Here is a 24209-nt window from a genome sequence, read left to right on the forward strand (position 1 = left end):
GTATGAAGGGCAACTAAGCGACTTGAACCGGTACCGCTTTGGCTTTGCGTTGCAGTTGATTCTGGCCTTCAAAATACGCCACTTTAGGGTGGTGCAATCGGGCATCAGCATCAGACATCTGTACGTAGGAACAGATGATCAGCTTATCACCGACACAAGCACAACGTGCTGCGGCACCGTTCACCGAGATAATCCGTGAACCACGTTCGGCGGCGATGGCATAAGTTGAGAAACGCTGACCATTATCAACGTTATAAATATCAATGGCTTCGTATTCCAGAATGCCAGCGGCTTCCAGAAAATCCTGATCGATAGCGCAGGAACCTTCATAGTGCAAATCAGCTTGAGTGACTTTGACCCGATGCAGTTTGCCTTGCAACATAGTGCGTATCATAACTCTTACCTTTGACCCCGGTTATTACCCAGAATAAGTCTGGCATCCTATCCCATCATCGATTGATTTAGGGAGAAGCATCCAGTTTTGCTGATTTTATACCGCTTGTCTATGACTCAGCGATTGAGTGATAAAAACAGGGGTTTAAAACGGGGCTGAGGATAGCTGAACAGGGTTATGTTATCAAACCCACTATCCCATAGTCTCTCGGTTGCTTGTGCCGGTGTTGGTTGCAAAAATAGGGATGCTTTGGTGCAATTATGGGCGGCGATTGAGTATCTATTGGTGCTAATGTCAATGCTAATATTTAATATAAATTCGCTATTCTCACCAGTAATAGTGAAATGTTGCTCTTGGTTATTAGACCCCTTAGGCTGAGAAAATCTATCTTTATATCCTGGTGCTGCGAACTGTTTTAATTGATTAAAGGTTTTTGCTATGTTGCTGCGAATTTCCTCCAGGTTCATTCCATCGGTATTATTCAGAGGATGGTACAGTTGATAGAGACAATCCAATGCTTCAGCCTGATGGGTACAACAGAAAAAGTCCTTTATTCTCTCCCATAGACTCATCAATGGTGATGTTGTGTTTTGCGCTATATTTGCGATGACTGAGTGACTAATCTCAGTGGAAAACAGATGATTTCCAACCCTAATTCCCATCTTCAATCCCCTTTTATTTATGCGATGTATTACATACAAAAGGCAGGGAAAATGCTTTCGGGTTAACACCTTATGTGGTGAAGAATACAAGGACCAAGGAAGGGGGATATGCGGTGAAAACTGGGCTATACCGGTATTCACCGCAATTAGCGGTTAACTCAGCAAATCAACCTGTTGGTTATCAATCAGGCGCGCTTTACCCAGCCAGGCGGCCATCAGAATAACGGCTTGTTGACTGTCTACGGTTAACGGCTGCAAGGTATGAGCATCACGGATAAACAACTCATCTGGGGTAAAACCGGCATGGCGTAATTGCTCTGCGGTATCAGCCAGCAAATCATCAATCAGCCTTTCACCCAAGGTCAGTTTCTCGGCCAACGCTTGCATTATCTTATTGAGTTGCGGGGCGATTTTTCGCTCTTCAGCCGTCAGATAGCCATTGCGGGAACTCAGCGCCAGGCCATCTTTCGCCCGCACAATCGGCACCCCGACAATATTGATGTCATAGCCCATATCCGCCACCATTTTACGGATCAGCGCCAGTTGCTGATAATCTTTTTCGCCAAAACAGGCAACATCCGGTTGCACCAGATTGAACAGTTTGCTGACGATAGTCGCGACACCACGGAAATGACCGGGGCGACTGGCACCTTCTAAAATAGTAGACAGGGCAGGGACGTCGACATAGGTCTGGCTTTCCAGACCGGCTGGATAGACATCAACTGCCGCAGGAGCGAATACCAGATCCACACCATGACGGGTCAACTTTTCACAATCTTCCTGCAATGTGCGTGGGTAGCGGGCTAAATCATCCGGGCGTTCAAATTGCAGCGGATTAACAAAAATACTCACTACCACCACATCGGCGCGAGCTTTGGCATCTTCCACTAATGTCATATGCCCTTCATGCAGGTTACCCATGGTTGGCACCAGTGCAACTCGCTTACCTTCCTGACGCCAACGGCGAATTTGCTGGCGCAATAGCGGCAGGGTTTCAATAATCAGCATTCCTTGTTCCCCTAAATATTTTATCAACAATAAGTTACTGGAATGTATGTTCTTCCGCCGGATAGGCACCACTTTCAACTTCTTGAATATACAGCTTAATGGCGGCGCGAATATCACCTGCACTTTGTGCCAGGAAATTTTTACTGAATTTAGGGGTATGACCGCCAGTAATGCCCAGCGCATCATGCATAACCAGTATCTGCCCATCAGTGACATTGCCAGCACCAATACCAATCACTGGAATAGCTAACTCTTCGCTAACCCGTTTTGCCAGTTCTACCGGTACGCATTCCAGTACTAATAATTGCGCTCCCGCATTTTCAAGTGCCAGCGCATCTTTCAGTAGTTGGTTAGCGGCAACTTCTTCGCGGCCTTGTACTTTGTAGCCACCGAAAATATTAACTGATTGTGGGGTTAACCCCAGATGGCCACACACCGGTACGGCACGCTCAGCCAGCATGCGCACGGTATCACACAGCCAACTCCCCCCCTCCAGTTTGACCATATTAGCACCGGCGCGCATCAACTCTGCGGCATTGATGAATGTGTGTTCTGGTGTGGCATAACTCATGAAGGGCATGTCTGCCAATAACAGGCAATGAGGCGCGCCACGACGCACTGCACGGGTGTGATAAGCCACATCAGCGGTGGTTACCGGCAGCGTTGAGTCGAACCCTTGTAGCGTCATACCAAGCGAATCCCCCACCAGCAGTACCTCAATACCCTGCTCGGCAAACAACTGGGCAAAACTGGCATCATAGGCGGTCAATGTAGCGAACTTACGCTTTTCTTGTTTCCATTGACGCAAGTGGCTCATGGTGGTGCTTTTCATCACTCTTTCTCCTGAGACAAGGGGTTAAGATGGAGGGGATATCAGATAGGGATATTATGTGTTGAATTTGGCAAGTATGCCTTACCAAGGCACCAGACCATTTTTATCCACGCATTTAAGGCGAGCTGATAATGCCTCGCCATCGGGGAAAATCAGGTCAGGTGCGATATCAGACAGCGGGTAGAGCATGAACTCACGTTCTTTCAGACCATAGTGCGGCACAATCAAGCGATCCGTTGTTATCACCTGTGAGCCATACAGCATAATATCCAGATCCAGCGTTCGTGGCCCCCAGCGCTGTTCTTTTCTTACCCGGCCCTGATTGCGTTCAATGGCTTGGGTATGGTCTAACAGTTGCTCAGGTGGCAGTGATGTATCTAACGCTACCACGGCATTAAGAAAATCCGGCTGATCTTGTGGGCCTAACGGTTTGGTGCGATAAAATGGCGAACATGCAACTAACCGAGTGCGTGGCAGATGATCCAATGCTTCCAGAGCGGTTTTAACCTGTTGCAGTGGCATGGACTGATTACTGCCTAACGCGATATAGACCCGGATCATGATACGAATTATGCCCCTTCTTTGCGTGGCGCTGCTGGCTTACGTGGGCGACGAGGGCGAGAGCGCCTCGGTGCCGGATCAGCCCCTAACGTATTCAACATGGTTTTCTGCTGTAGCGGTGTTGCTTCCTGGAATTCCCCCCACCATTGTGTCAGACGCAGCAATTCATGGTTATTTTCCACTTCAGCCCGCAGTGCTAACAGATCATAGGCTGCACGGAATTTTGGATGCTCCATCAACTTGTGCGCACGTTTACCCTGACGGCGAGACAGGCGCAGTTGCAGTAACCAGATATCGCGTACCAACGAAGTAATACGTTTTGGAACGGCCAACGAACGGCATTCTTCATCCAGCACATCGTTCATTGCCAGTGCAAAAGCATCGTAATACGCTAAACCGCTTTCCTGCGTCAGTTTCTGCGCATGTTCAATCAGCGGATACCAAAGCATAGCTGCAAATAAGAACGCAGGGTTGACGCGTTGATCATTATGCAAACGGTGGTCAGTGTTTTTTAACACTTGAACCAGAATGCGCTCCATCGGCGAGTCATGCAACTCAGTAAAGTTGCGTGCAATCAGCGGGAATAACGGCTGGAACAACTGATATTCACACAGTTTTAAATAGGTTTTATAACCATAACCCGATTGCAACAGTTTGAGTGATTCTTCAAACAGGCGCGCTGGCGGGATCTCGTGCAGTAATGAGGCCAGGCGTGGGATCGGTTCAGCGGTTTCCGGGCTGATCGTCATATCCAATTTGGCGGCAAAGCGCACAGCACGCAGCATTCGCACGGGATCTTCACGGTAACGGGTTTCAGGATCACCAATCAGCCGGATAATACCTTCTTTCAGATCACGCAAGCCGCCGGTGTAATCACGCAGGGCAAAATCAGAAATACCGTAGTAGAGGCTGTTAATGGTGAAATCACGCCGTTGAGCATCATCTTCGATTGTGCCGAAAATATTGTCACGCAGCAGCATGCCATTTTGCGCCTGCTGAGAAGAATTCTTGTCGCTATCTTCTGCCGGTTGTTGCTCATGGTGACCACGGAAAGTGGCGACTTCAATGATTTCCGGGCCAAACATAACATGGGCCAGGCGGAAACGGCGGCCAACCAGGCGGCAGTTACGGAATAGTTTCCGCACTTGTTCTGGTGTTGCGCTGGTAGTGATATCAAAATCTTTCGGTTTTTTGCCCAGTAACAGGTCGCGGACGCCGCCGCCAACCAGATAGGCTTCATAGCCTGACTTATTCAGGCGATAGAGAACCTTCAGCGCATTATCGCTGATCTCTCTACGGGAAATATTGTGCTGATCTCGCGGAATAATCGTCATCAGACTCTGTTGTGAAGCAGGCACCGCATGATTCTTGCGGCCAGTATTTGTTCTGGCAGGCCTTTTCTCTTTGCGGGCCACGTTATCTTCACCGGGCACTTTATCTTTACGCGCACTGCCATCACGGGCCGTGTCATCACGGACAGCTTTGTTATCGCGATCTGATTTATCATCACGAATCAGTACCTTACGGCAGAAATTGGCTACTCGGGTAAAAATGGTACACCTCGATAGTGGCTAATAAATAACAGAACTACAGAAAAACAGCGGCTAATCATAGCTCACCGTGCTTCCTTTGAGAATGCCGTTGTGTTTTCAGTGACTGCCATTGCCCCGTGAAGCGGAATTGCTGCCAACGTCCAATTTTCGACTGCAAAACGTAATAATAACGTTAAATCAAGATCTTGCCAGCATTCTGGCAGTGGTTGATGCAAAAACTTCAATGCATCAACCAAAATCGGGCGCGGATCGCCACCCGGTAGGGGTGTTGCATGGTTTTGCTTGGATAACTTATTACCGTCATGATTCAATGCCAATGGCAAGTGCAAATAGTCGGGAACCGGCTGTTGTAACTGCTGGTAGAGGGCTATTTGGCGCACGGTAGGTTCAATCAAATCAGCCCCACGCACAATCTCAGTCACGCCTTGAAACGCATCATCAACCACGACAGCTAAATTATAAGCAAATAAGCCATCTCTGCGGCGGATAATAAAATCCTCTTGCGCTAGCGCAGATTCAGCATGCAACTCGCCCAGTAATTTATCATAAAAGGCATAAACCGGCTGCGTTTGTCGCAAACGAATGGCGGCACCATCAGCAGGCAAATGACGATCGCGGCAATAACCGTCGTAGAACCCACCTAGCTGTTGAATGCGGCTGCGTGTACATGTGCAGTAATAACTCAAGCCTTGTTGTTGCAACCAGTCTAATGTGGCGCGATAGGCTTCATGACGCTGGGACTGATAGATAACCGGACCATCCCAATGGAGGCCATAGTGATCTAATGCCGTCAGGATACGGGAAGCAGCACCGGGGATTTCTCGAGGGGGGTCAATATCTTCAATGCGAACCAGCCAACTCCCGCGTTGAGCGTGGGCTTGCAGGTAACTCCCAAGTGCGGCAATCAGTGAACCAAAATGTAAATCACCAGACGGGGACGGGGCAAAACGGCCCACGTACTTATGTTGCTGAACATAATGTTGCCGAACACTGGGCTGTTGCGTATTGATATCTTCGGACATAAAAAGGGAAGGGAATTCCGCGTAATAGATACGGTGCCGGAGGTGACTCTGGCACCGTGTTATACCCTTCGTATTTGGTGCTGTAGGGCTGTTAGCTACGCCTTTTGCCCGAATAACTTACCGTCGCTCGTTCATCGGGATTATGAGCCTCGTCAGAGGCTCAACTTGCGGGCCAGCACAAGTGCTGTTCAAAATGGTTGATAACCAATTTGTCGTTCGCTTGCTGCTTATCTACAACGCCAATTTCATTGGGTATGCAGTTAGCCTGCCATCTGCTTTTCGCGGATTTCGGCCAAGGTTTTACAGTCAATGCACAAATCTGCAGTTGGCCGTGCTTCCAGACGGCGAATACCAATCTCTACGCCACAAGACTCGCAGAAACCGAAATCGTCATCCTCGACTTTTTTCAGCGTTTTTTCGATCTTTTTAATCAGTTTACGCTCGCGGTCGCGGTTACGAAGTTCAAGACTAAACTCTTCTTCCTGCGCAGCGCGGTCTACCGGATCAGGGAAATTAGCAGCTTCGTCTTGCATGTGCGATACAGTACGATCCACTTCATCCCTGAGCTGGTTGCGCCACGCTTCAAGAATCAGCTTGAAATGCGACAACTGGGCGGCATTCATATACTCTTCGCCTGGCTTCTCTTGGTACGGCTCTACCCCAGCGATGGCGAGAATGCTCAAGGACGAGGTTTTACGTTTTTGCCCTTCTTGCATGATGCTTCTCCTACATTCATACGCACTATCGAAATCCCCAAGACGGGGAAAAATCAGGCCGCTATAAATACCAGAAGGAAGGTAGGTTAGCAATTATTCCTGTCGCCTGCTTGACAATGGTGTGAAGGAAGGCGTATTTGGCGAACAACTTTCTCCAATAATCGCTTCTTTATTCAGCGCTTGTTGGTGAGAGCGTTTCGGCCAGTAATAACGGTAAGCGGGCGTCCAGCGCAATACCGTCAGGCGATAGTTGAAAACCGTAGCAAATAACCTCCACTCCTGCTTGCTGAGCCTGGGCCAGCAATTCTGCATAGCGATTGTCAATGTGTCGGGCCGCAGCGACTTGCCTGATGCCCGTATGCAATACGGCAAAAAAAAGTACCGCCCGGTGACCGCCGGCAACCATGCTTTGTAACTCCCTGAGATGCTTCTGACCCCGTAGGGTGACGGCATCCGGGAAATACCCACACTGTTGCTGTAATAAGGTAACCGACTTGACTTCAATATAGCAGTTAGACCTATTTTCTGCCTGCAATAACAAGTCTATACGGCTGTTCTCGTCTCCATATTTAATCTCTCTTTTGACAGAAGTGTAACCAGATAATTCAACAATATGGTTTTTATCTATCGCAGAGCTGACTAACTCATTGGCACGTAAGGTATTTACACAAATCCAATCACCACTTTGAGTATGCGTTAGTTCCCAACTGTGGGGATATTTGCGTTTCGGGTTATCCGATGTTGAATACCAAACAGTATCTCCGGGTGTCGCGCAACCCGTCATTGCTCCGGTATTAGCGCAATGAATGGTCAATCGTTCTCCTGCGGGTGTCACAATATCAGCTAAAAAGCGTTTATACCGCAGGATAAGTGTGGCGGGCTGTAACCGTGGGTTAAAAGATAACAACTGAGGGTTAGACGTCATCAGGTTTCCTTTCGCCGCTGGCCAGTGGCCAGCTTTGTACCTTGGTATAGCGGGTGCGACCCCGCACCAATACTGACTCGTACAGTGAGAAATGGTCTACGCACAAGCGTTGATTATTGGTTTTAGCCGGTATCACCACCGGGCGGGTAGCACCACGCAACAAAGTCACATGGGGGTGGAATGGCAGTGACGTTTGGGCGCAACCACTGCGTGCTGCCTGAGATCGCAGCAACTGCGCCAACTGCAACAAACCTCGGGGCGGATTTTTACAGCCGAGCCATATCACGCCTGAGCCAGGCCAATGGCCGACATCATCTAAGGTTACGCTGAAGCCAGCCTGGCTGATACGCCCGGCTTGCTGCTGCAATACCTGCGCTTTGGCGGCACTTATCTCGCCAAGAAATGCCAGTGTCAGGTGCATATTAGCGGCCACGATAGGGCGACCAGCCTCTGGTGGGAAGTTAGCCGCCCGCCATTGCACAATATCTTGCTGTATGGCTTCAGGCAGTGCCAGGGCAAAGAACATGCGACGGAGACTTGTTTTAGTTTTATCAACGGTATCTATCATCTGTTGGCATAATCACTCGGCTAAATACGCTCTACGGCCATGATGTTACAATGACTGATGATGAAAGTAGAGCATGGAGACAAATGTGGTGGTGAACCAGAAAGAGCGTGATGCGACAGTGACTGCTTTGCCAGTAAGTGAAGTGCTCAGCGAGATACTCTCTGCGTTGCAAGCCTCATCGCAAGTCTTACTCCATGCCCCGACCGGCGCGGGGAAATCGACCTGGTTACCGTTGCAAATCCTGCAATACAGTGGGTTGCCGGGGCGGATTATCATGCTGGAACCACGGCGGTTGGCGGCGAAAAATGTGGCTTACCGCCTGGCGCAACAACTGGGGGAGCAACCCGGTCAGACGGTAGGCTATCGGATGCGCGCTGAAAGCAAAAGCGGGCCGGATACGCGTTTGGAAGTGGTGACCGAAGGCATCCTGACACGCATGCTCCAGCAGGATGCTGAACTAACGGGTGTCTCACTGGTGATCCTCGATGAATTCCACGAACGCAGTTTGCAGGCTGATTTAGCGTTGGCGCTATTGCTGGATGTGCAGCAGGGGTTGCGCGATGACCTGAAGCTGTTAATCATGTCCGCGACTTTGGACAACCAGCGTCTTTCCTCGTTACTCCCTTGTGCGCCAGCCATTGTCTCGGCGGGGCGCAGCTTTCCCGTCGATTGCCGCTATCAGCCGCTATCAAGCCATGAACGGTTTGAGGATGGCGTTGCCAGTCGGGTTAAGCGCTTATTAAATGAGCAATCCGGTTCTTTGTTGCTATTTTTACCCGGCGTCGGTGAAATCCATCGCGTAATGGAGCGCTTGCACGGTGAAGTTGCCAGTGACACAGACCTTTGCCCGCTGTATGGCGCGCTGCCGCTCAGTGAACAGCAGAAAGCGATTCAACCGGCTCTTGCCGGGCGGCGCAAAGTGGTGCTGGCGACTAATATTGCCGAAACCAGTTTGACCATCGAAGGCATCCGGTTAGTCGTGGACAGTGGTTTGGAGCGGGTAGCGTGTTTTGATGTTAAGAATGGCCTGACCCGATTAGTCACCCAGCGTATCAGTCAGGCCTCAATGATTCAGCGTGCGGGGCGTGCCGGGCGGCTGGAACCGGGTATCTGTTGGCATCTGTTTGCGAAAGAGCAGGCCGAGCGAGCGGCACAATACAGTGAACCGGAAATCCTCAACAGCGATTTATGCAGTTTATGGTTGGAACTGCTGAATTGGGGCTGTCAGGATGCGGCGCAACTGAGCTGGCTGGATCAACCGCCACAGGCGGCACTCATCGTCGCGCGTGACTTATTGATGCGGTTAGGGGCTATCGACACCCACGGCCACCTTAGCGCGACGGGGCGCACCATGGCGAGTTTGGGGTGTGAACCGCGTTTGGCGGCCATGTTGTGCTTTGCCGCTGGGCAAAGCCCCGATGCGCTGGCAACAGCGGCATTGCTGGCTGCCATTTTGGAAGAACCCCCCCGTTCTGACCAGATTGATTTACACGATTGGCTTAGTCGGCCGCAATCTCACTGGCAGCGTCGGGCACGGCAATTAACGCAAAGAGTCAACTGCCGTTCAGGTAATGTGGACAGTAATATCGCCGGCCAATTGCTGGCACTGGCTTACCCTGATCGCATCGCGCAGCAGAGGGGGCTGGATGGGCGCTACCTGTTGGCGAACGGTATGGGCGCTGCAATGGCTCAGGATGAGGCGCTATCACGTACTCCCTGGCTGGTGGTTGCCAACTTATTACAAAGCAACAGCGGGCCGGATGCGCGCATTTTGCTGGCATTGCCGATTGATGTTGAACAACTGGTAAAACAATTACCCCGGTTAGTCGACGAGCGGACGGTGGTGGAATGGGATGAAGAAAAGGGTACGCTACGTGCCTGGCGACGCTGGCAAATCGGGCGTTTGACCTTACGAGCGCAACCGTTAGCCAAGCCGAGCGATGAGGCATTGCAATCGGCGTTACTTAACTGGATACGCGAGCAAGGGTTGCAGGTGCTCAATTGGGATGAACATGCCGAGCAGTTACGCGTTCGATTACAATGTGCTGCCCGCTGGCTACCAGAGGAATCTTGGCCCGCGATGGATGATGACAGTTTGCTGAGTAAACTTGAGCTGTGGCTACAGCCGTCGCTGTCCGGCGTGCGGGCTTTACGTGGATTGCGGCAAGTGAATATTAGCGAGGCATTAACCCGCTTATTGAGCTGGCAGTTACGTCAACGGCTGGATACTGAGCTGCCAACTCATTACACTGTGCCCACGGGGAGCCGCCTGCCAATCCGTTATTATATCGAGCGGCCACCGGTACTGGCGGTGCGTTTGCAGGAGGTCTTTGGTGAACAACACAGCCCGATGCTGGCCTGCGGGCGGGTGGCGGTGGTGCTGGAACTGCTCTCTCCGGCACATCGGCCATTACAGATTACGGGTGATCTAGCCGCTTTCTGGCAAGGGGCGTACCGGGAGGTGCAAAAAGAGATGAAAGGGCGTTATCCCAAACATGTCTGGCCGGATGATCCTGCCAATACCCGGCCAACGCGCAGGACCAAGAAGTATCAGAGCCAATAATTTCAGATGTTTCCCCTTTCTATTCGATAAATTGGGGAACACATTAAGCCGCAATAATCGCCAATGCGCGTGGAGAGAAATACATGTCTGGGGATGACCGCGAGCCAATAGGGCGCAAGGGCAAAAAAGCCTTACCCAAAGCCGCATCGAAACGGCCACTGCGCCGGCGGCGTGATGAAGATGAGTTCGAAGAAGAAGACTATTTAGATGACGAAGAGCACGACGATGATGACTACGATGACGAGGAAGAGCCGATGCCAAGAAAGGTAGCATCACGTCCGCCCCGTAAAAAACGCCGCTGGCTTGGCTTATTTATCAAACTGTTTTTAGTCGGTGCCGTGGTGTTGGCTATTTATGGGGTTTACCTCGATTCGCAAATTCGCAGCCGTATCGATGGCAAAGTTTGGCAACTGCCAGCCGCCGTGTATGGCCGCATGGTTAACCTTGAACCGGGGATGTCCTACAGCAAAAAAGAGATGGTCGATTTGCTGGAAGGGATGCAATACCGGCAGGTTACCCGTATGACCCGCCCAGGTGAATTCACGGTTCAGGGCGATAGTATTGATATCTTGCGCCGCCCATTTGATTTCCCAGATGCGAAAGAGGGCCAGATCCGTGCGCGTTTGGTGTTTAAAAACGATCGTCTGGCCCAAATCCAAAATCTGGATAATCAGCGTGATTTCGGCTTCCTGCGCCTTGATCCTAAGTTGATCACCATGTTGCAATCACCTAACGGTGAACAGCGTCTGTTCGTGCCGCGTGCCGGTTTCCCTGATTTGTTAGTCGATACTTTGCTGGCAACTGAAGACCGCCATTTCTATGAGCACGATGGCATCAGCCCGTACTCCATTGGCCGCGCAGTAGTCGCCAACCTGACTGCCGGTAAAGCGGTACAAGGCGGCAGTACCCTGACGCAGCAATTGGTGAAAAACCTGTTCCTGACCAACGAGCGTTCACTGTGGCGCAAACTTAACGAAGCCTATATGGCTCTGTTGGTGGATTACCGTTACAGCAAAGACCGGATTCTGGAACTGTATCTGAACGAAGTGTATCTCGGCCAAAGTGGTAGTGATCAGATCCGTGGTTTCCCGCTGGCGAGCTTGTATTACTTTGGTCGCCCGGTAAATGAACTGAGTCTTGATCAGCAAGCCATGCTGGTGGGCATGGTGAAGGGGGCATCGCTGTATAACCCATGGCGTAACCCAACGCTGGCACTTGAACGCCGCAATCTGGTGTTGCGCCTGTTACAGAACCAAGGTGTGATTGATGCAGAACTTTACACCATGCTCAGTGCCCGCCCGTTGGGGGTACAGCCCAAAGGCGGTGTGATTACTCCTCAGCCAGCCTTTATGCAGATGGTTCGCCAGGAGCTGCAACAGAAACTGGGTGACAAGATTAACGATCTATCTGGTGTGAAGATCTTCACCACACTGGATCCGGTATCACAAGATGCGGCAGAAAAAGCCATTGAAGACGGCATTCCAGCGCTGAAAGCCGCTCGTCATTTGGATGATCTGGAAGCGGCGATGGTGATTGTTGACCGCTTCAGTGGTGAAGTTCGTGCCATGGTGGGCGGAGCACAGCCGCAGTATGCAGGCTTTAACCGTGCAATGCAGGCTCGCCGTTTAGTGGGTTCTCTTGCCAAGCCACCCACTTATCTGACGGCATTGAGTGAGCCAGATAAATACCGCCTCAACACGTGGTTATCTGATCAACCATTGTCGATCAAGTTACCAAACGGTTCATCATGGCAGCCAAAAAACTATGATCGCCAGTTCCGTGGTCAGGTGATGTTGGTTGATGGGCTGGCTAACTCGCTGAACGTGCCGACGGTCAATTTAGGCATGTCAGTTGGGCTGGATCAAATCAGCGCCATGTTGCAGCGATTAGGGATCCCGAAAGCTGCTATTACTCCAGTTCCAGCCATGTTATTGGGGGCGATTGACCTGACTCCAGTTGAAGTGGCACAGGAGTATCAGACTATCGCCAGTGGCGGTAACCGTGCACCGTTATCGGCGGTGCGTTCGGTTATTGCCGAAGATGGCACCGTGCTGTATCAGAGCTTCCCGCAGGCGGAACGCATGGTACCTGCTCAGGCGGCCTATTTGACACTTTATGCGATGCAACAAGGGGTGGCCCGTGGGACATCTCGTTCGCTGTCGGTGAAATTCTCCAAATACACACTGGCGGCCAAAACCGGTACCACCAACGACCTGCGAGATAGCTGGTTTGCCGGTATTGATGGCAAGGAAGTGGCGATTGCCTGGGTTGGGCGTGACAATAACGGCCCGGCAAAACTGACCGGTGCCAATGGTGCACTAACCTTGTATCGCCGCTATTTGGAGAACCAGACTCCGCTGCCATTGGTGTTGCAACCACCGGAAGGGATTAGCGAAATGAGCATTGACTCGGCGGGTAACTTTGTCTGTGGCGAGGCTGGTGGTATGCGCACTATTCCTGTCTGGACTGAGAATCCACAAGGGTTGTGTAAGGCGGCTCAGCCCGCTTCACAACCGCAAGCCGAAGGCGACGGCGTCGCGGGCTGGATAAAAGATATGTTCGGCCAGTAACATTCAACCCACTGGCACGGTTATCGCGACCGTGCCAGTTTATTCATGCTCCACACCCCACTGTTTTGCCTCTGCACTTTATCCTCTCATTTCTTACTACTCAATCGACTGGCTTAGCGCTTGCAGTTCGTCGCAGGTTACGCATAAACTACCTGCTTTGATAATTATTTCACTTTGATAATTATTATCGTTTCGATTCACTTTCTCGCTATTTTTCGATAACGTTCGGGTCGCAATAATTGTTAAACCCGTTAACTTTTAATCGCAGGGCACCATCTTGGACCAACAGGCAAGCCAATCCAGCACTTTTATCCTCCGTGAGCTGAGTTTTTCGGTTCCCGGCCGAACCTTATTACAGCCACTGTCACTGACATTCCCACAAGGTAAAGTCTGCGGGCTTATCGGCCATAATGGTTCCGGTAAATCAACACTATTAAAAATGCTGGGTCGCCATCAGCCCCCATCAAGTGGCGAAGCCTTACTCAATGATGTGCCACTAGCACTGTGGGACAGTAAAGCGTTTGCCCGCGAGGTTGCTTACTTGCCACAACAGCTACCGGCGGCTGAAGGGATGACGGTGCGCGAATTGGTGGCAATAGGCCGCTATCCGTGGCATGGCGTGTTGGGACGTTTTCGTCAGGAAGACCGCCAACAAGTAGAAGAGGCTATTGCGCTGGTTGATTTAAAACCCTTAGCTAGTCGGTTGGTTGACAGCTTATCCGGTGGCGAACGGCAGCGTGCCTGGTTAGCCATGCTGGTGGCGCAAAATAGCCGCTGCCTGTTGCTCGATGAGCCGACTTCGGCACTGGATATTGCCCACCAGGTAGAAGTCTTAGGGTTAATTCAACGTCTCAGCCGTGAACGCGGGCTGACGGTCATTGCCGTGTTGCATGATATTAATATGGCTGCCCGTTATTGCGACCATTTGGTGGCGTTGCGTGGCGGGGAGATGATTGCACAAGGGGCGGCTGACAGCCTGATGCAGGGAGAAGTATTGGCGCAAATCTACGGTATCCCAATGGGGATATTACCGCATCCGGCCGGTGGTGCGCCGGTAAGCTTCGTGTACTAATGACAGCTCATTTATCCATGGTTGAATCCCATTGCTCGATGCCAGATCACTCCCGGCGCAGACTGCTTACCGCATTAGCATTATCGCCGTTACTGCTGTCATTGCCCGGCTGGGCGCAGAATAGCGGCAAGATTGATGTCAATAGAGTTGTCACATTAGAGTGGTTACCCACTGAGTTACTGTTGGCATTGGGGGTTACGCCTTATGGTGTGGCTGATACCCATAATTACCGCTTATGGGTTGAAGATCCTAAATTGCCTGCCAGCGTTATTGATGTGGGCCAGCGCACTGAGCCTAATCTGGAACTGCTACAGCAAATGGCACCGTCGCTAATCCTGATGTCGCAAGGCTTTGGCCCTTCGCCGGAAAAACTTGCGCCTATCGCTCCCTCGATGAGTTTTGCCTTTAATGAAGCGGGTAGTTCACCGCTGGTGGTTGGTCGGAACTCATTACGCACGCTGGGCCAACGGCTAGGGCTAGAAACGGTTGCGGAGCAGCATATTGCTGACTTTACTCACTTTATGCAGGTAGCTCGTCAACGTTTGTATCAGACCCGCCAGGCACCACTACTGATGTTTACTCTGCTGGACACTCGCCATGCGCTGGTTATCGGCAAAGGCAGCCTATTCCAGGATGTATTGGACCAACTGAATATTGAAAATGCCTGGCAGGGAGAAACCAATCTCTGGGGTAGCTCAGTCGTGGGTATTGAACGTTTAGCGGCCATAAAACAGGGCCGCGCCATCTGCTTTGATCATGGTAATCGTGAAATGTTACAACAGGTTGCTCGCACACCGTTGTGGCAATCCATGTCGTTTGTGCGTCAAAACCAATTACGAATAGTGCCGCCGGTGTGGTTCTACGGCTCCACGTTGTCTGCCATGCGTTTTGTGCGTCTTTTGGCGCAGGCATGGGGTAACGCATCATGATGGCAACCCATCCGCGCAAGAGCGGGTTACTGCCCGCAGGCTTACTTGGGCTGTTATTGATAATTGCTGTGGCACTGACGCTATATAATCTGCGCCAATTATTGCCCGTTTCATTATGGGCCGAAGCGTTGTGGCGGCCAGACAACGATGATGTGCGCCAGATGTTATTCCATTACAGCCAGCTACCGAGGTTGGTTGTCGCACTGCTCACCGGTGCGGGGTTAGGGTTAGTTGGTGTTCTATTCCAGCAAGTGTTGCGTAACCCATTGGCCGAACCCGCCACACTCGGTGTCGCGGCGGGTGCCCAACTTGGGCTGACCGTCGCGACACTATGGATGCTACCCGGTGGCGAATTGACCCGCCAACTGGCAGCAATGGCCGGTGGTATGATCATCGGTGCGTTGGTATTTGGTGTCGCCTGGGGGAAGCGCCTCTCGCCAGTCACCCTAATTTTGGCCGGTCTGGTTCTTGGCTTGTACTGTGGTGCAGTTAATGGTCTGTTGGCACTATTTAACTATGACCAGTTGCAGGGGCTGTTCTTATGGAGCAGTGGCGCACTGAATCAGCAGGATTGGAGTACGGTGCAATTTATTCTGCCACGCTTGGTGATTACCTGCATATTGGCAGCCTTACTGATACGTCCATTAACCCTATTGGGGCTAGATGATGGTATTGCTCGTAATCTGGGATTGGGGTTATCACTGGCGCGGTTGAGTGCGCTGGGTGTAGCAATTATTTTCAGTGCGATGTTAGTTAATGCAGTCGGAGTCATTGGGTTTATCGGTCTATTTGCGCCGCTGTTGGCGAAAATTTTTGGTGCTCGGCGGTTATCTCAGCGCTTGATTCTGGCACCGATAGTCGGGGCGTTGCTGCTCTGGGTTACCGATCAGAGCATCATCTGGCTGACGCAAGTCTGGCGGGAGATCCCTACCGGTGCGGCGACCGCCTTGATCGGTGCGCCACTACTGTTGTGGCTACTACCACGGTTACATAGTGCTACCGCACCTAATATGGATTTTGGCGATAATGTTCCCGCTGAACGGCAGCATTTGGGATTATGGCTAAGTGGTGGTTTGCTGTTACTGCTGGCAGGGTTGACGGTAGCGCTTATGTTGGGTCGCGATAGCCAGGGCTGGCATTGGATTACCGGTGATGAACTTCAGGCAGTGTTACAGTGGCGCTGGCCACGTGTGCTCGCGGCATTATCGGCCGGTATGATGCTGGCGGTAGCGGGGACCTTAATCCAAAAACTGACGGGCAACCCAATGGCTAGCCCCGAAGTTCTGGGTATCAGCTCTGGCGCTTCTTTCGGCGTGGTAGTCATGATGTTTATTGTGCCAGGTAATGCGTTGCTATGGTTGTTGCCCGCCGGGAGCTTAGGGGCTGCGGCCACGTTATTGTTGATTCTGGTCGTTGCTGGTCGTGGCGGGTTTTCTCCAGGCAGAATGCTCTTGGCAGGGATAGCACTGAGCACCGCCTTTACCACGGTAATCACTATGTTACTGGCCAGTGGCGATCCACGTATGCGCGGCTTGCTGGCGTGGATTTCTGGCTCTACCTACTCGGTTAATGGCACGCAGGCAGTAACAACCGGTTTAGTTGCTTTAGTGCTGATTGCATTAGCGCCACTGTGCCGCAGATGGTTAATGATTTTGCCATTGGGCAGTGTCACCGCCAGAGCACTGGGTATGGCGCTTGCACCTAGCCGGTTAGCCATTTTGTTATTGGCTGCTATTTTAACCGCCGCTGCTACCCTGACGGTTGGGCCTTTAAGTTTTGTCGGGCTGATGGCACCACATATGGCGCGTATGCTGGGCTTTCGCCGAGCCATTCCACAACTGTTTATCGCGGCTATTTTAGGTGGGTTGCTGATGGTATTTGCCGACTGGTGTGGCCGTATGCTGTTGTTCCCGAACCAAATCCCCGCCGGGTTGTTGGCCACATTTATTGGCGCTCCTTACTTTGTTTATTTATTGCGTAAACAAGGGCGGTAAGCGTTTATTATGTCAATAATCTGCTTCGGTTGAAGATGGATTCTGAACCGTAGTTAGATTTTTATCAAACATATCATCGAGCTATTAATTATGAGCCGATGATATGGAGGATATTGGATTGGTTTATAGTAATATCATTTAATAATTATTATATTTAAAAACATTATAAATAAAAAAATATCATATGCATGGTTAATTATATTTAAACTCAACTCAGTTAAATTTAATAAATAATAAAGTATTGCTCATGAGTTTTTATATGGTAGTGTGAAAAAATCAGGCAGAAAAATCATCGCGTTCCTTAGACGCTAATTATGATTATCAATTAGATAGTTACCTGTATATTATCAAGCTAAATAATGTAATATAAATTATTTTTAAGTTATTGGTTTGTCTGATTATTCTACTCATTATTTAGTGGTAATTAAATTGGAGAGAAATAAGATGACTGAATTAACTCATCAAAGAAATAGGTCTTTCTTGTATGGTGTTGATGATAGATTATTGATTATTGATTAATATATTATTAATATATGGCCTAATAGTGACGGCTTTTGGTGCGTTACTCATTTCCGGTGTGTTAACTTCTTCTCTGAAGACGCACATTGATACTGTTCAACCAGTAACCCGTAATATAATAGATTATCAGCCAGTTAACGTTAAAATGCCTACACTCCCTATGGGGCCAAGTTGGAATGGCAGTAGTGGTGGTGATATTCCACAGCATGTAGCAATATCAGAATTACTTTATACCGTTAATCGGCATTAAATTAATTAAACACATTTAGCCTCCAGTCTTTAATTTATAACCACCTCCAGCGTTTTGGCGGTGGTTATAGTATCTATAGAGATTAAAGCTTGGCAAAACACCGGCGGGCAGCATCGACGGTTTTCTGGATATCGTCTTTGCTATGTGCAACGGACATAAAACCGGCTTCAAACGCAGACGGAGCAAGATAGATGCCTTCTTCCAGCATCAAATGGAAGAAACGCTTAAAGCGCTCAACATCACAATTCATAACATCTTGATAGCAGGTGACAGTTTGCGCATTGCTAAAGAAGATACCAAACATGCCACCCACGTGGTTAACCACCAGCGGGATATTCTCTGCTTGTGCGGCGTCGAGCAGGCCAGTTGCCAGTAAATCGGTTAACTCGGTCAGGGTTTCATGAACACCTACTTGTGCCACTTCAGTCAGACAGGCATAGCCAGCAGCCATAGCTATAGGGTTCCCGGATAGAGTACCCGCCTGATAAACCGGTCCAGTCGGTGCCAGTGCTTCCATAACATCGCGGCGACCACCGAAAGCACCCACCGGCATACCGCCACCGATAATTTTCCCCAGACAGGTTAAGTCAGGAATGACATTGTAGTAATCCTGCGCTCCAGCTAACGCTACTCGAAAGCCTGTCATGACCTCATCAATAATCAGCAATGCACCAAATTCGTCACACAGCTTGCGCAGTCCCGGTAGGAATTCCGGCAGCGGTGGTATGCAGTTCATATTGCCAGCGACAGGTTCAACAATGATACAGGCGATATCTTGTGGGTATTGCTCAAAGGCTTCACGTACAGAGGCCAGATCGTTATAAGTACAGGTCAGTGTGTGCTTTGCAAAATCAGCCGGTACCCCCGGAGAGTTTGGTTGACCGAGGGTCAATGCGCCTGATCCTGCTTTTACCAATAGGCAGTCGGCGTGGCCGTGATAGCAACCTTCAAACTTGATGATTTTATCGCGGGAAGTGAAGCCTCGGGCTAGACGAATGGCGCTCATGGTGGCTTCGGTACCGGAGTTAACCATCCGAACCATATCCATGGTTGGCACCAGTTCAGTCACCAACTCAGCCATTTTGACTTCCATCTCTGTTGGTGCGCCAAAGCTGAGACCGCGCTCGACAGCTTCAATTACGGCCTGACGAATGGCCGGATGATTGTGACCAAGAACCATTGGGCCCCAGGAACCGACATAATCGATGTAGGCTTTACCATCAACATCAAATAGATAGGCGCCGTCAGCACGCTCAATAAACAATGGGATGCCACCGACACCGGTGAATGCACGCACCGGAGAGTTAACCCCACCTGGGATCACCTGCTGTGCCTGGGCATACAGACTTTCGGACTTACTCATAAACTGGCTCCTGAATTGGGTTTGGCTATATTGGCTGATATAATATTAGTTTTAATAACATTAGCTTGAATAACATCAGGTTAATAACAACTATTTTTGATAATACTAGCGTTGTTAACATCAGCCATGACAATGGTGCTTATTCTAAAGAACTGGCCGCGGTTATCAAATGATTGGGCATAATTAACTGTTAGCTTGCGCGACGTGCCGCATATTTGAAACTATCGTGGCTAAAGTTACGTTATGAGTTAGCGCGTTTCATCGGCGTTTAAGCAGGCGCATCATGATGATGTAGGCTAAACTCAGAACTACTTTTCATTCGTATTACTTATTATTTGATTGATAAATATACTAATTATGACTGATTCAACACAACCGATGCCTGGTGAAGGTGTTACTGAACTCAAACGTGGTCGTTTTATTCGAGCATTAGTTAATCGTGATAAAACACCGTTGCTCATTCTTATCATGGCGGGTGTAGTCGGGGTTGTGACCGGTTTACTGGCTGTGGCTTTTGACCGCGGTGTCGATTGGATCCAACAACAAAGGTTAGCAACGCTGGCCAAAGTCGCAGATTACGCAATTTTGGTATGGCCGTTGGCTTTCGTTATGTCAGCGCTGCTAGCGATGGTGGGTTATTTTCTAGTGCGTCGTTTTGCTCCTGAGGCTGGTGGTTCAGGCATTCCTGAAATCGAAGGGGCAATGGAAGAGATGCGGCCAGTGCGCTGGTGGCGGGTTATTCCGGTTAAATTTATTGGTGGCCTTGGTACATTAGGGGCAGGCATGGTGTTAGGCCGGGAAGGGCCGATGGTGCAGATGGGGGGCAACAGCGGGCGCATGGTTGTCGATATTTTCCGTTTGCGTAGCCCTGAGGCACGTCACTCATTGCTGGCAACCGGTGCCGCAGCAGGGTTGTCCGCAGCCTTTAATGCCCCGCTGGCGGGGATTTTGTTCGTTATTGAAGAGATGCGCTCCCAGTTCCGCTACAGTCTGGTATCAATCAAAGCCGTATTTGTTGGGGTGATAACCTCTACTATCGTCTACCGCTATTTTAACGGCGAACATGCGGTTATTGATGTCGGTAAAATGAGCGAAGTGCCACTGGATACCTTATGGCTTTATCTTGTGCTGGGAATTATTTTCGGTGCCATAGGTGTGATGTTCAATGCGTTGATATTCCGTACTCAAGATATGTTCATGCGCTTCCATGGTGGCGATTGGCGCAAATTGGTTTTGATTGGTGGCCTGCTAGGGGGAATGTGTGGCTTATTGGCATTGATTCACGGCGAGGCTGTGGGGGGCGGTTTTGCATTAATCCCAATTGCGGCAGCCGGTAACTTTAGTATCGGCATGTTGCTATTTATTTTTATTGCTCGAGTCATCACTACACTTTTGTGTTTTGGTTCTGGTGCACCTGGTGGGATATTTGCTCCAATGCTGGCCTTAGGAACCATTCTGGGCACTGCCTTTGGCTTATCTTGCGCGCACTTTTTCCCCCAATACGGCATTGAGGCAGGGACTTTTGCTATTGCTGGGATGGGCGCGCTGTTTGCTGCATCGGTACGCGCGCCACTCACTGGGATCGTCTTGGTGTTGGAGATGACCGATAATTATCAGCTTATTTTACCGATGATAGTGACCTGCTTGGGCGCGACATTAATAGCACAGTTTATGGGGGGTAAACCCTTGTATTCAGCTATTTTAGCCCGCACATTACTAAGACAAGAGCAGGCTGCATCTTCGAGTGGACAACAGCAACCGGTGGTTGAAAGTGGTACTCAAACAGGTAGATAATATATAACATTAGCCAGCAATACTTGAATGAATTACTCAGGTATTAGATAATTGATGATTAGATCAGGCTGCCATTGTAGTAACCTGCAACTCGAACACCGGTTGGGAGTGATGAGTATGAGCGATGAAACAGTACTGCCCCTACAGTTTACTGAGGCAGCAGCTAAGAAAGTTAAACTGCTGATTTCTGATGAGGAAAATCCGAATCTGAAGCTGCGGGTCTATATTACCGGTGGCGGATGCAGCGGGTTTCAATATGGTTTTACTTTCGATGATCAAATCAACGATGGTGATATGACTATCGAAAAGCAAGGCGTTGAATTGGTGGTTGATCCGATGAGCCTACAATATCTGGTCGGCGGTGCGGTAGATTACACTGAAGGGTTGGAAGGCTCACGCTTTATCGTGACGAACCCGAATGCGAAGAGTACTTGTGGTTGCGGCTCCTCTTTCAGCATTTAATTTATCCTGCGTCCTTGGCGCAACAGCCGCGTTAGCTGCATTCACTTACCCGAACCACTGGCTTGGGTTAGCTCATCGGGATTAATAAGCCTCATTTTGGGGCTTACCCTGTGGGCCAGCATAAATGCTGTTCAAATCGCTTTTGGCCGATTTGTCATTCGTTGGTTGTTGAACTGTTACGCCCATTATTTTAGATAGCGATACCAGTTAATTTTTTAAAAACCTGAAGGTTTAGATCAGACAAATTAAACCAATCACTCTATTAGTTAGTGCTCTATTTCAAACGTGGGTAGTTTTAAACGCCAGCGGATGGCTGCAAGCCGGATGCCGAGGGTAATTACCATGCCCAGCATCATCGCCTGTTGTAATGGCATACCAAAAGTATAGAACGCCGTAGCATGGGCTATGCCACCAATAATGCAGGCGGTAGCATAAATTTCAGTGCGCAGGATCATTGGGATCTCACGGGCTAATACATCGCGGATAATCCCACCACCAACTCCGGTTATAACACCCATACAGATAGCCACTAACGGGCTGGCACCAGCAGCAAAGGCTTTATTGACGCCTATACCGACGAACACTGCCAAACCAATAGCATCAAGTACCGGCAGGATCCATTTCGGTGTTCGGCGAGGTTGTCGTACCAACAAAATGGTCGCCAGGCAGGTCACCATTGCAACCACCAAGTCAGTAGGATCTTTCACCCAAAAAACCGGGCCATTGGCCAAGGCCATATCGCGGATTGTTCCCCCACCAACAGCCGTCACCACCCCTAGGACCAGTACACCAAACGGGTCCATTCGCAACTTCCCTGCCAGCAACACACCAGAGATAGCAAATACCGCAGTACCTAAAATATCCAGCCAATAAACCAGCATTAATGTGACTCCGCCACGGGGGATTGAAGGGTGGCCATTTGTTGGCACAACTGTTCAGCGGCCAGCAGGATACGCGGACCCGAACGATTAAACCAGTCCTCATTCAGCGTTATAACAGGAATTGCAAGCTGAGGTTGCCAGAAGGCTTTGACATTATCAGCTTGTGGCTGGTCACCACTGACCACAATCACTTGTGGCTGGCGTGTCATGACTTGTTCCCGACTGACTTGAGGCCAGGGAACGCGGCTGCCAGCAAAAATATTTTCTCCGCCACACAGGGAAATAACCTCACTTTGTAGCGTATGCCCAGAACTGGTAAACAGGGGCTGAGTGCCAAATTGTAAAAAGGTACGCAAAGGCGGGTTACGGGTATTGTGGCGACGTAATTCAGTGACCTTCTGACGAAGTTGAGCCGCCGCTTGGCGGGCCTGCTCAGGATGCGAGCTGTATTGCGCCAATTTATCCAGATCACCAGCAATTTGATCCATATTTACCGGATCAGAATAGAAAATTGGAATACCAAAGGCGGTGAGTTGATCAAGTGGGCGCTGTGGATTGCCGCCACGCCACGCAAGGATCAAGTCTGGCTTTAATGCCAAAATACGTTCGACATTCACTCCTTGCCAGGATGCAACCTGCTCAAGCTTTTTAGCCGCCTCCGGGTAATCAGAGTAAGCACTTACTGCAACCAGTTTATCGCCTAATCCTGCCGCGTAAGCCAGCTCGGTGGTACTGGGGGATAGGCTGATAATCCGCTCGACCGCCACTGCTAATGGTGCATACAGGGCAAGTGAAAACAGGCCGAGCAACAAAATTATTGTTGCTCGTGATAGGGAGGAAATACTGACGCGCATCATTAATTACGATTAGCCAGTGTGGTTAACATGGCTTCGATCATAAGCGTCGACTGCTGAGCGGCGACCACTAAGAACTCTTCAAAACTCAGGTGCGACTCTTGATCCGCCACATCAGAAATCGCACGTACCACAACGAAAGGTGTTTTGAACAGATAGCAAACATGGCCGATAGCGGCGGCTTCCATCTCCACTGCTGCCACCGACGGGAAGACCGCGCGGATACGGGCCAGAGGGGCGGAACCATTAATAAAGGCATCGCCGCTGCAAATCAGTCCGCGTACTGCATGTAAGTTCAATTGATTAATGCAGCTTTCTGCCAGCGCAATCAACTCAGCATCAGCAATGAAAGCGGGAGGGCAACCCGCCATTTGGCCTGGTTCATAGCCGAATGCGGTTACATCAGCATCGTGATAGCGAACTTCGTTAGAAACGACAATATCACCCACTTTCAAACTGGAGGCTAAACCACCCGCAGAGCCGGTATTGATCACCACGTCTGGCTGGCAATGCTCTAATAGCAACGTCGTTCCCATGGCCGCAGAGACTTTACCAATGCCGGATTTTAGCAATGCGACATCCACGCCATTGAGTTTACCGGTGTAAATTTCGCAGCCTGCACGTGTCAAGGTTTGGCGATTTTCAATTTTATCACGCAGCAAGGTAACTTCTTGCTCCATTGCACCAATAATGCCTACTTTCATATGGATACCCGTT

21 protein-coding genes are annotated in these 24209 nt (G+C 50.1%); 7 read left to right on the forward strand and 14 right to left on the reverse strand.

What is annotated here, in order from left to right; genetic code table 11:
• Positions 1-13: 13 nt before the first annotated feature.
• The 10 genes from panD to thpR all read right to left on the reverse strand — a co-directional run bounded on the left by panD (position 14) and on the right by thpR (position 8241).
• A complete protein-coding gene (gene panD, locus A6J67_RS07485) occupies positions 14-394 on the reverse strand; it encodes an aspartate 1-decarboxylase (protein WP_032905470.1) in 381 nt (126 codons plus the stop codon).
• Positions 395-510: 116 nt separating this feature from the next.
• A complete protein-coding gene (locus tag A6J67_RS07490) occupies positions 511-1056 on the reverse strand; it encodes a hypothetical protein (protein ID WP_050072532.1) in 546 nt (181 codons plus the stop codon).
• Positions 1057-1209: 153 nt separating this feature from the next.
• Positions 1210-2064 carry a pantoate--beta-alanine ligase gene (gene panC / locus A6J67_RS07495; protein WP_042568549.1) on the reverse strand — a complete coding sequence of 285 codons (855 nt, stop codon included), beginning with the start codon at positions 2062-2064 and terminating at the stop codon, positions 1210-1212.
• A 34-nt stretch (positions 2065-2098) separates the two neighbouring features.
• Complete coding sequence (gene panB, locus A6J67_RS07500) at positions 2099-2896, reverse strand: 3-methyl-2-oxobutanoate hydroxymethyltransferase (protein ID WP_005181535.1); 798 nt, start codon at positions 2894-2896, stop codon at positions 2099-2101.
• A gap of 81 nt (positions 2897-2977) precedes the next feature.
• Positions 2978-3457, reverse strand: a complete 480-nt coding sequence (gene folK, locus A6J67_RS07505) for a 2-amino-4-hydroxy-6-hydroxymethyldihydropteridine diphosphokinase (RefSeq protein ID WP_005181536.1) — start codon at positions 3455-3457, stop codon at positions 2978-2980.
• Positions 3458-3465: 8 nt separating this feature from the next.
• Positions 3466-4791 carry a polynucleotide adenylyltransferase PcnB gene (gene pcnB / locus A6J67_RS07510; RefSeq protein ID WP_230678691.1) on the reverse strand — a complete coding sequence of 442 codons (1326 nt, stop codon included), beginning with the start codon at positions 4789-4791 and terminating at the stop codon, positions 3466-3468.
• 281 nt (positions 4792-5072) lie between these two features.
• Positions 5073-6032 (reverse strand): tRNA glutamyl-Q(34) synthetase GluQRS, encoded by a 960-nt coding sequence (gene gluQRS, locus A6J67_RS07515; RefSeq protein WP_080608111.1) that lies wholly within the window; start codon positions 6030-6032, stop codon positions 5073-5075.
• Between the two features lie 260 nt (positions 6033-6292).
• Entirely contained in the window at positions 6293-6748 is a 456-nt protein-coding gene (dksA, locus tag A6J67_RS07520; RefSeq protein WP_002209354.1) for an RNA polymerase-binding protein DksA, read from the reverse strand.
• A gap of 169 nt (positions 6749-6917) precedes the next feature.
• On the reverse strand, positions 6918-7673 hold the full coding sequence (gene sfsA / locus A6J67_RS07525) for a DNA/RNA nuclease SfsA (protein ID WP_032905472.1): 756 nt from the start codon (positions 7671-7673) through the stop codon (positions 6918-6920).
• Entirely contained in the window at positions 7663-8241 is a 579-nt protein-coding gene (gene thpR / locus A6J67_RS07530; protein ID WP_042568547.1) for an RNA 2',3'-cyclic phosphodiesterase, read from the reverse strand. Before thpR ends, sfsA begins: the two co-directional genes overlap by 11 nt.
• A gap of 73 nt (positions 8242-8314) precedes the next feature.
• Here thpR and hrpB point away from each other — a divergent pair, with 73 nt between their 5' ends.
• The 5 genes from hrpB to fhuB all read left to right on the forward strand — a co-directional run bounded on the left by hrpB (position 8315) and on the right by fhuB (position 17369).
• Positions 8315-10804, forward strand: a complete 2490-nt coding sequence (gene hrpB, locus A6J67_RS07535; RefSeq protein WP_050072533.1) for an ATP-dependent helicase HrpB — start codon at positions 8315-8317, stop codon at positions 10802-10804.
• Positions 10805-10887: 83 nt separating this feature from the next.
• Positions 10888-13374, forward strand: a complete 2487-nt coding sequence (gene mrcB / locus A6J67_RS07540) for a bifunctional glycosyl transferase/transpeptidase (protein ID WP_005181556.1) — start codon at positions 10888-10890, stop codon at positions 13372-13374.
• Between the two features lie 277 nt (positions 13375-13651).
• Positions 13652-14446, forward strand: a complete 795-nt coding sequence (fhuC, locus tag A6J67_RS07545; protein ID WP_080608112.1) for a Fe3+-hydroxamate ABC transporter ATP-binding protein FhuC — start codon at positions 13652-13654, stop codon at positions 14444-14446.
• Between the two features lie 38 nt (positions 14447-14484).
• On the forward strand, positions 14485-15375 hold the full coding sequence (fhuD, locus tag A6J67_RS07550; RefSeq protein ID WP_390898227.1) for a Fe(3+)-hydroxamate ABC transporter substrate-binding protein FhuD: 891 nt from the start codon (positions 14485-14487) through the stop codon (positions 15373-15375).
• The gene (fhuB, locus tag A6J67_RS07555) at positions 15372-17369 is read left to right on the forward strand and encodes a Fe(3+)-hydroxamate ABC transporter permease FhuB (RefSeq protein WP_072088681.1); all 1998 of its coding nucleotides are present in this window, start codon (positions 15372-15374) and stop codon (positions 17367-17369) included. Before fhuD ends, fhuB begins: the two co-directional genes overlap by 4 nt.
• An 851-nt stretch (positions 17370-18220) precedes the next feature.
• On the opposite strand, the gene hemL is transcribed toward fhuB, so the two are convergent.
• The gene (gene hemL / locus A6J67_RS07560) at positions 18221-19501 is read right to left on the reverse strand and encodes a glutamate-1-semialdehyde 2,1-aminomutase (protein WP_042568545.1); all 1281 of its coding nucleotides are present in this window, start codon (positions 19499-19501) and stop codon (positions 18221-18223) included.
• A gap of 357 nt (positions 19502-19858) precedes the next feature.
• On the opposite strand from hemL, the gene clcA reads away from it, so the two are divergent.
• Both clcA and erpA read left to right on the forward strand, forming a co-directional pair.
• Positions 19859-21295 (forward strand): H(+)/Cl(-) exchange transporter ClcA, encoded by a 1437-nt coding sequence (gene clcA, locus A6J67_RS07565; RefSeq protein ID WP_005181571.1) that lies wholly within the window; start codon positions 19859-19861, stop codon positions 21293-21295.
• 117 nt (positions 21296-21412) lie between these two features.
• Complete coding sequence (gene erpA / locus A6J67_RS07570) at positions 21413-21757, forward strand: iron-sulfur cluster insertion protein ErpA (RefSeq protein ID WP_004706254.1); 345 nt, start codon at positions 21413-21415, stop codon at positions 21755-21757.
• Between the two features lie 266 nt (positions 21758-22023).
• On the opposite strand, the gene A6J67_RS07575 is transcribed toward erpA, so the two are convergent.
• Genes A6J67_RS07575 through mtnN form a run of 3 tightly spaced genes read right to left on the reverse strand, consistent with a single transcriptional unit; the run spans position 22024 to position 24196 of the window.
• Entirely contained in the window at positions 22024-22638 is a 615-nt protein-coding gene (locus tag A6J67_RS07575; RefSeq protein ID WP_032905477.1) for a TRIC cation channel family protein, read from the reverse strand.
• Positions 22638-23495 carry a vitamin B12 ABC transporter substrate-binding protein BtuF gene (btuF, locus tag A6J67_RS07580; RefSeq protein ID WP_050296840.1) on the reverse strand — a complete coding sequence of 286 codons (858 nt, stop codon included), beginning with the start codon at positions 23493-23495 and terminating at the stop codon, positions 22638-22640. Before btuF ends, A6J67_RS07575 begins: the two co-directional genes overlap by 1 nt.
• Complete coding sequence (mtnN, locus tag A6J67_RS07585; protein WP_050072539.1) at positions 23495-24196, reverse strand: 5'-methylthioadenosine/S-adenosylhomocysteine nucleosidase; 702 nt, start codon at positions 24194-24196, stop codon at positions 23495-23497. Before mtnN ends, btuF begins: the two co-directional genes overlap by 1 nt.
• Positions 24197-24209: the final 13 nt, after the last annotated feature.

Source organism: Yersinia sp. FDAARGOS_228 (genome assembly GCF_002073315.2).
Lineage (GTDB): Bacteria > Pseudomonadota > Gammaproteobacteria > Enterobacterales > Enterobacteriaceae > Yersinia > Yersinia intermedia.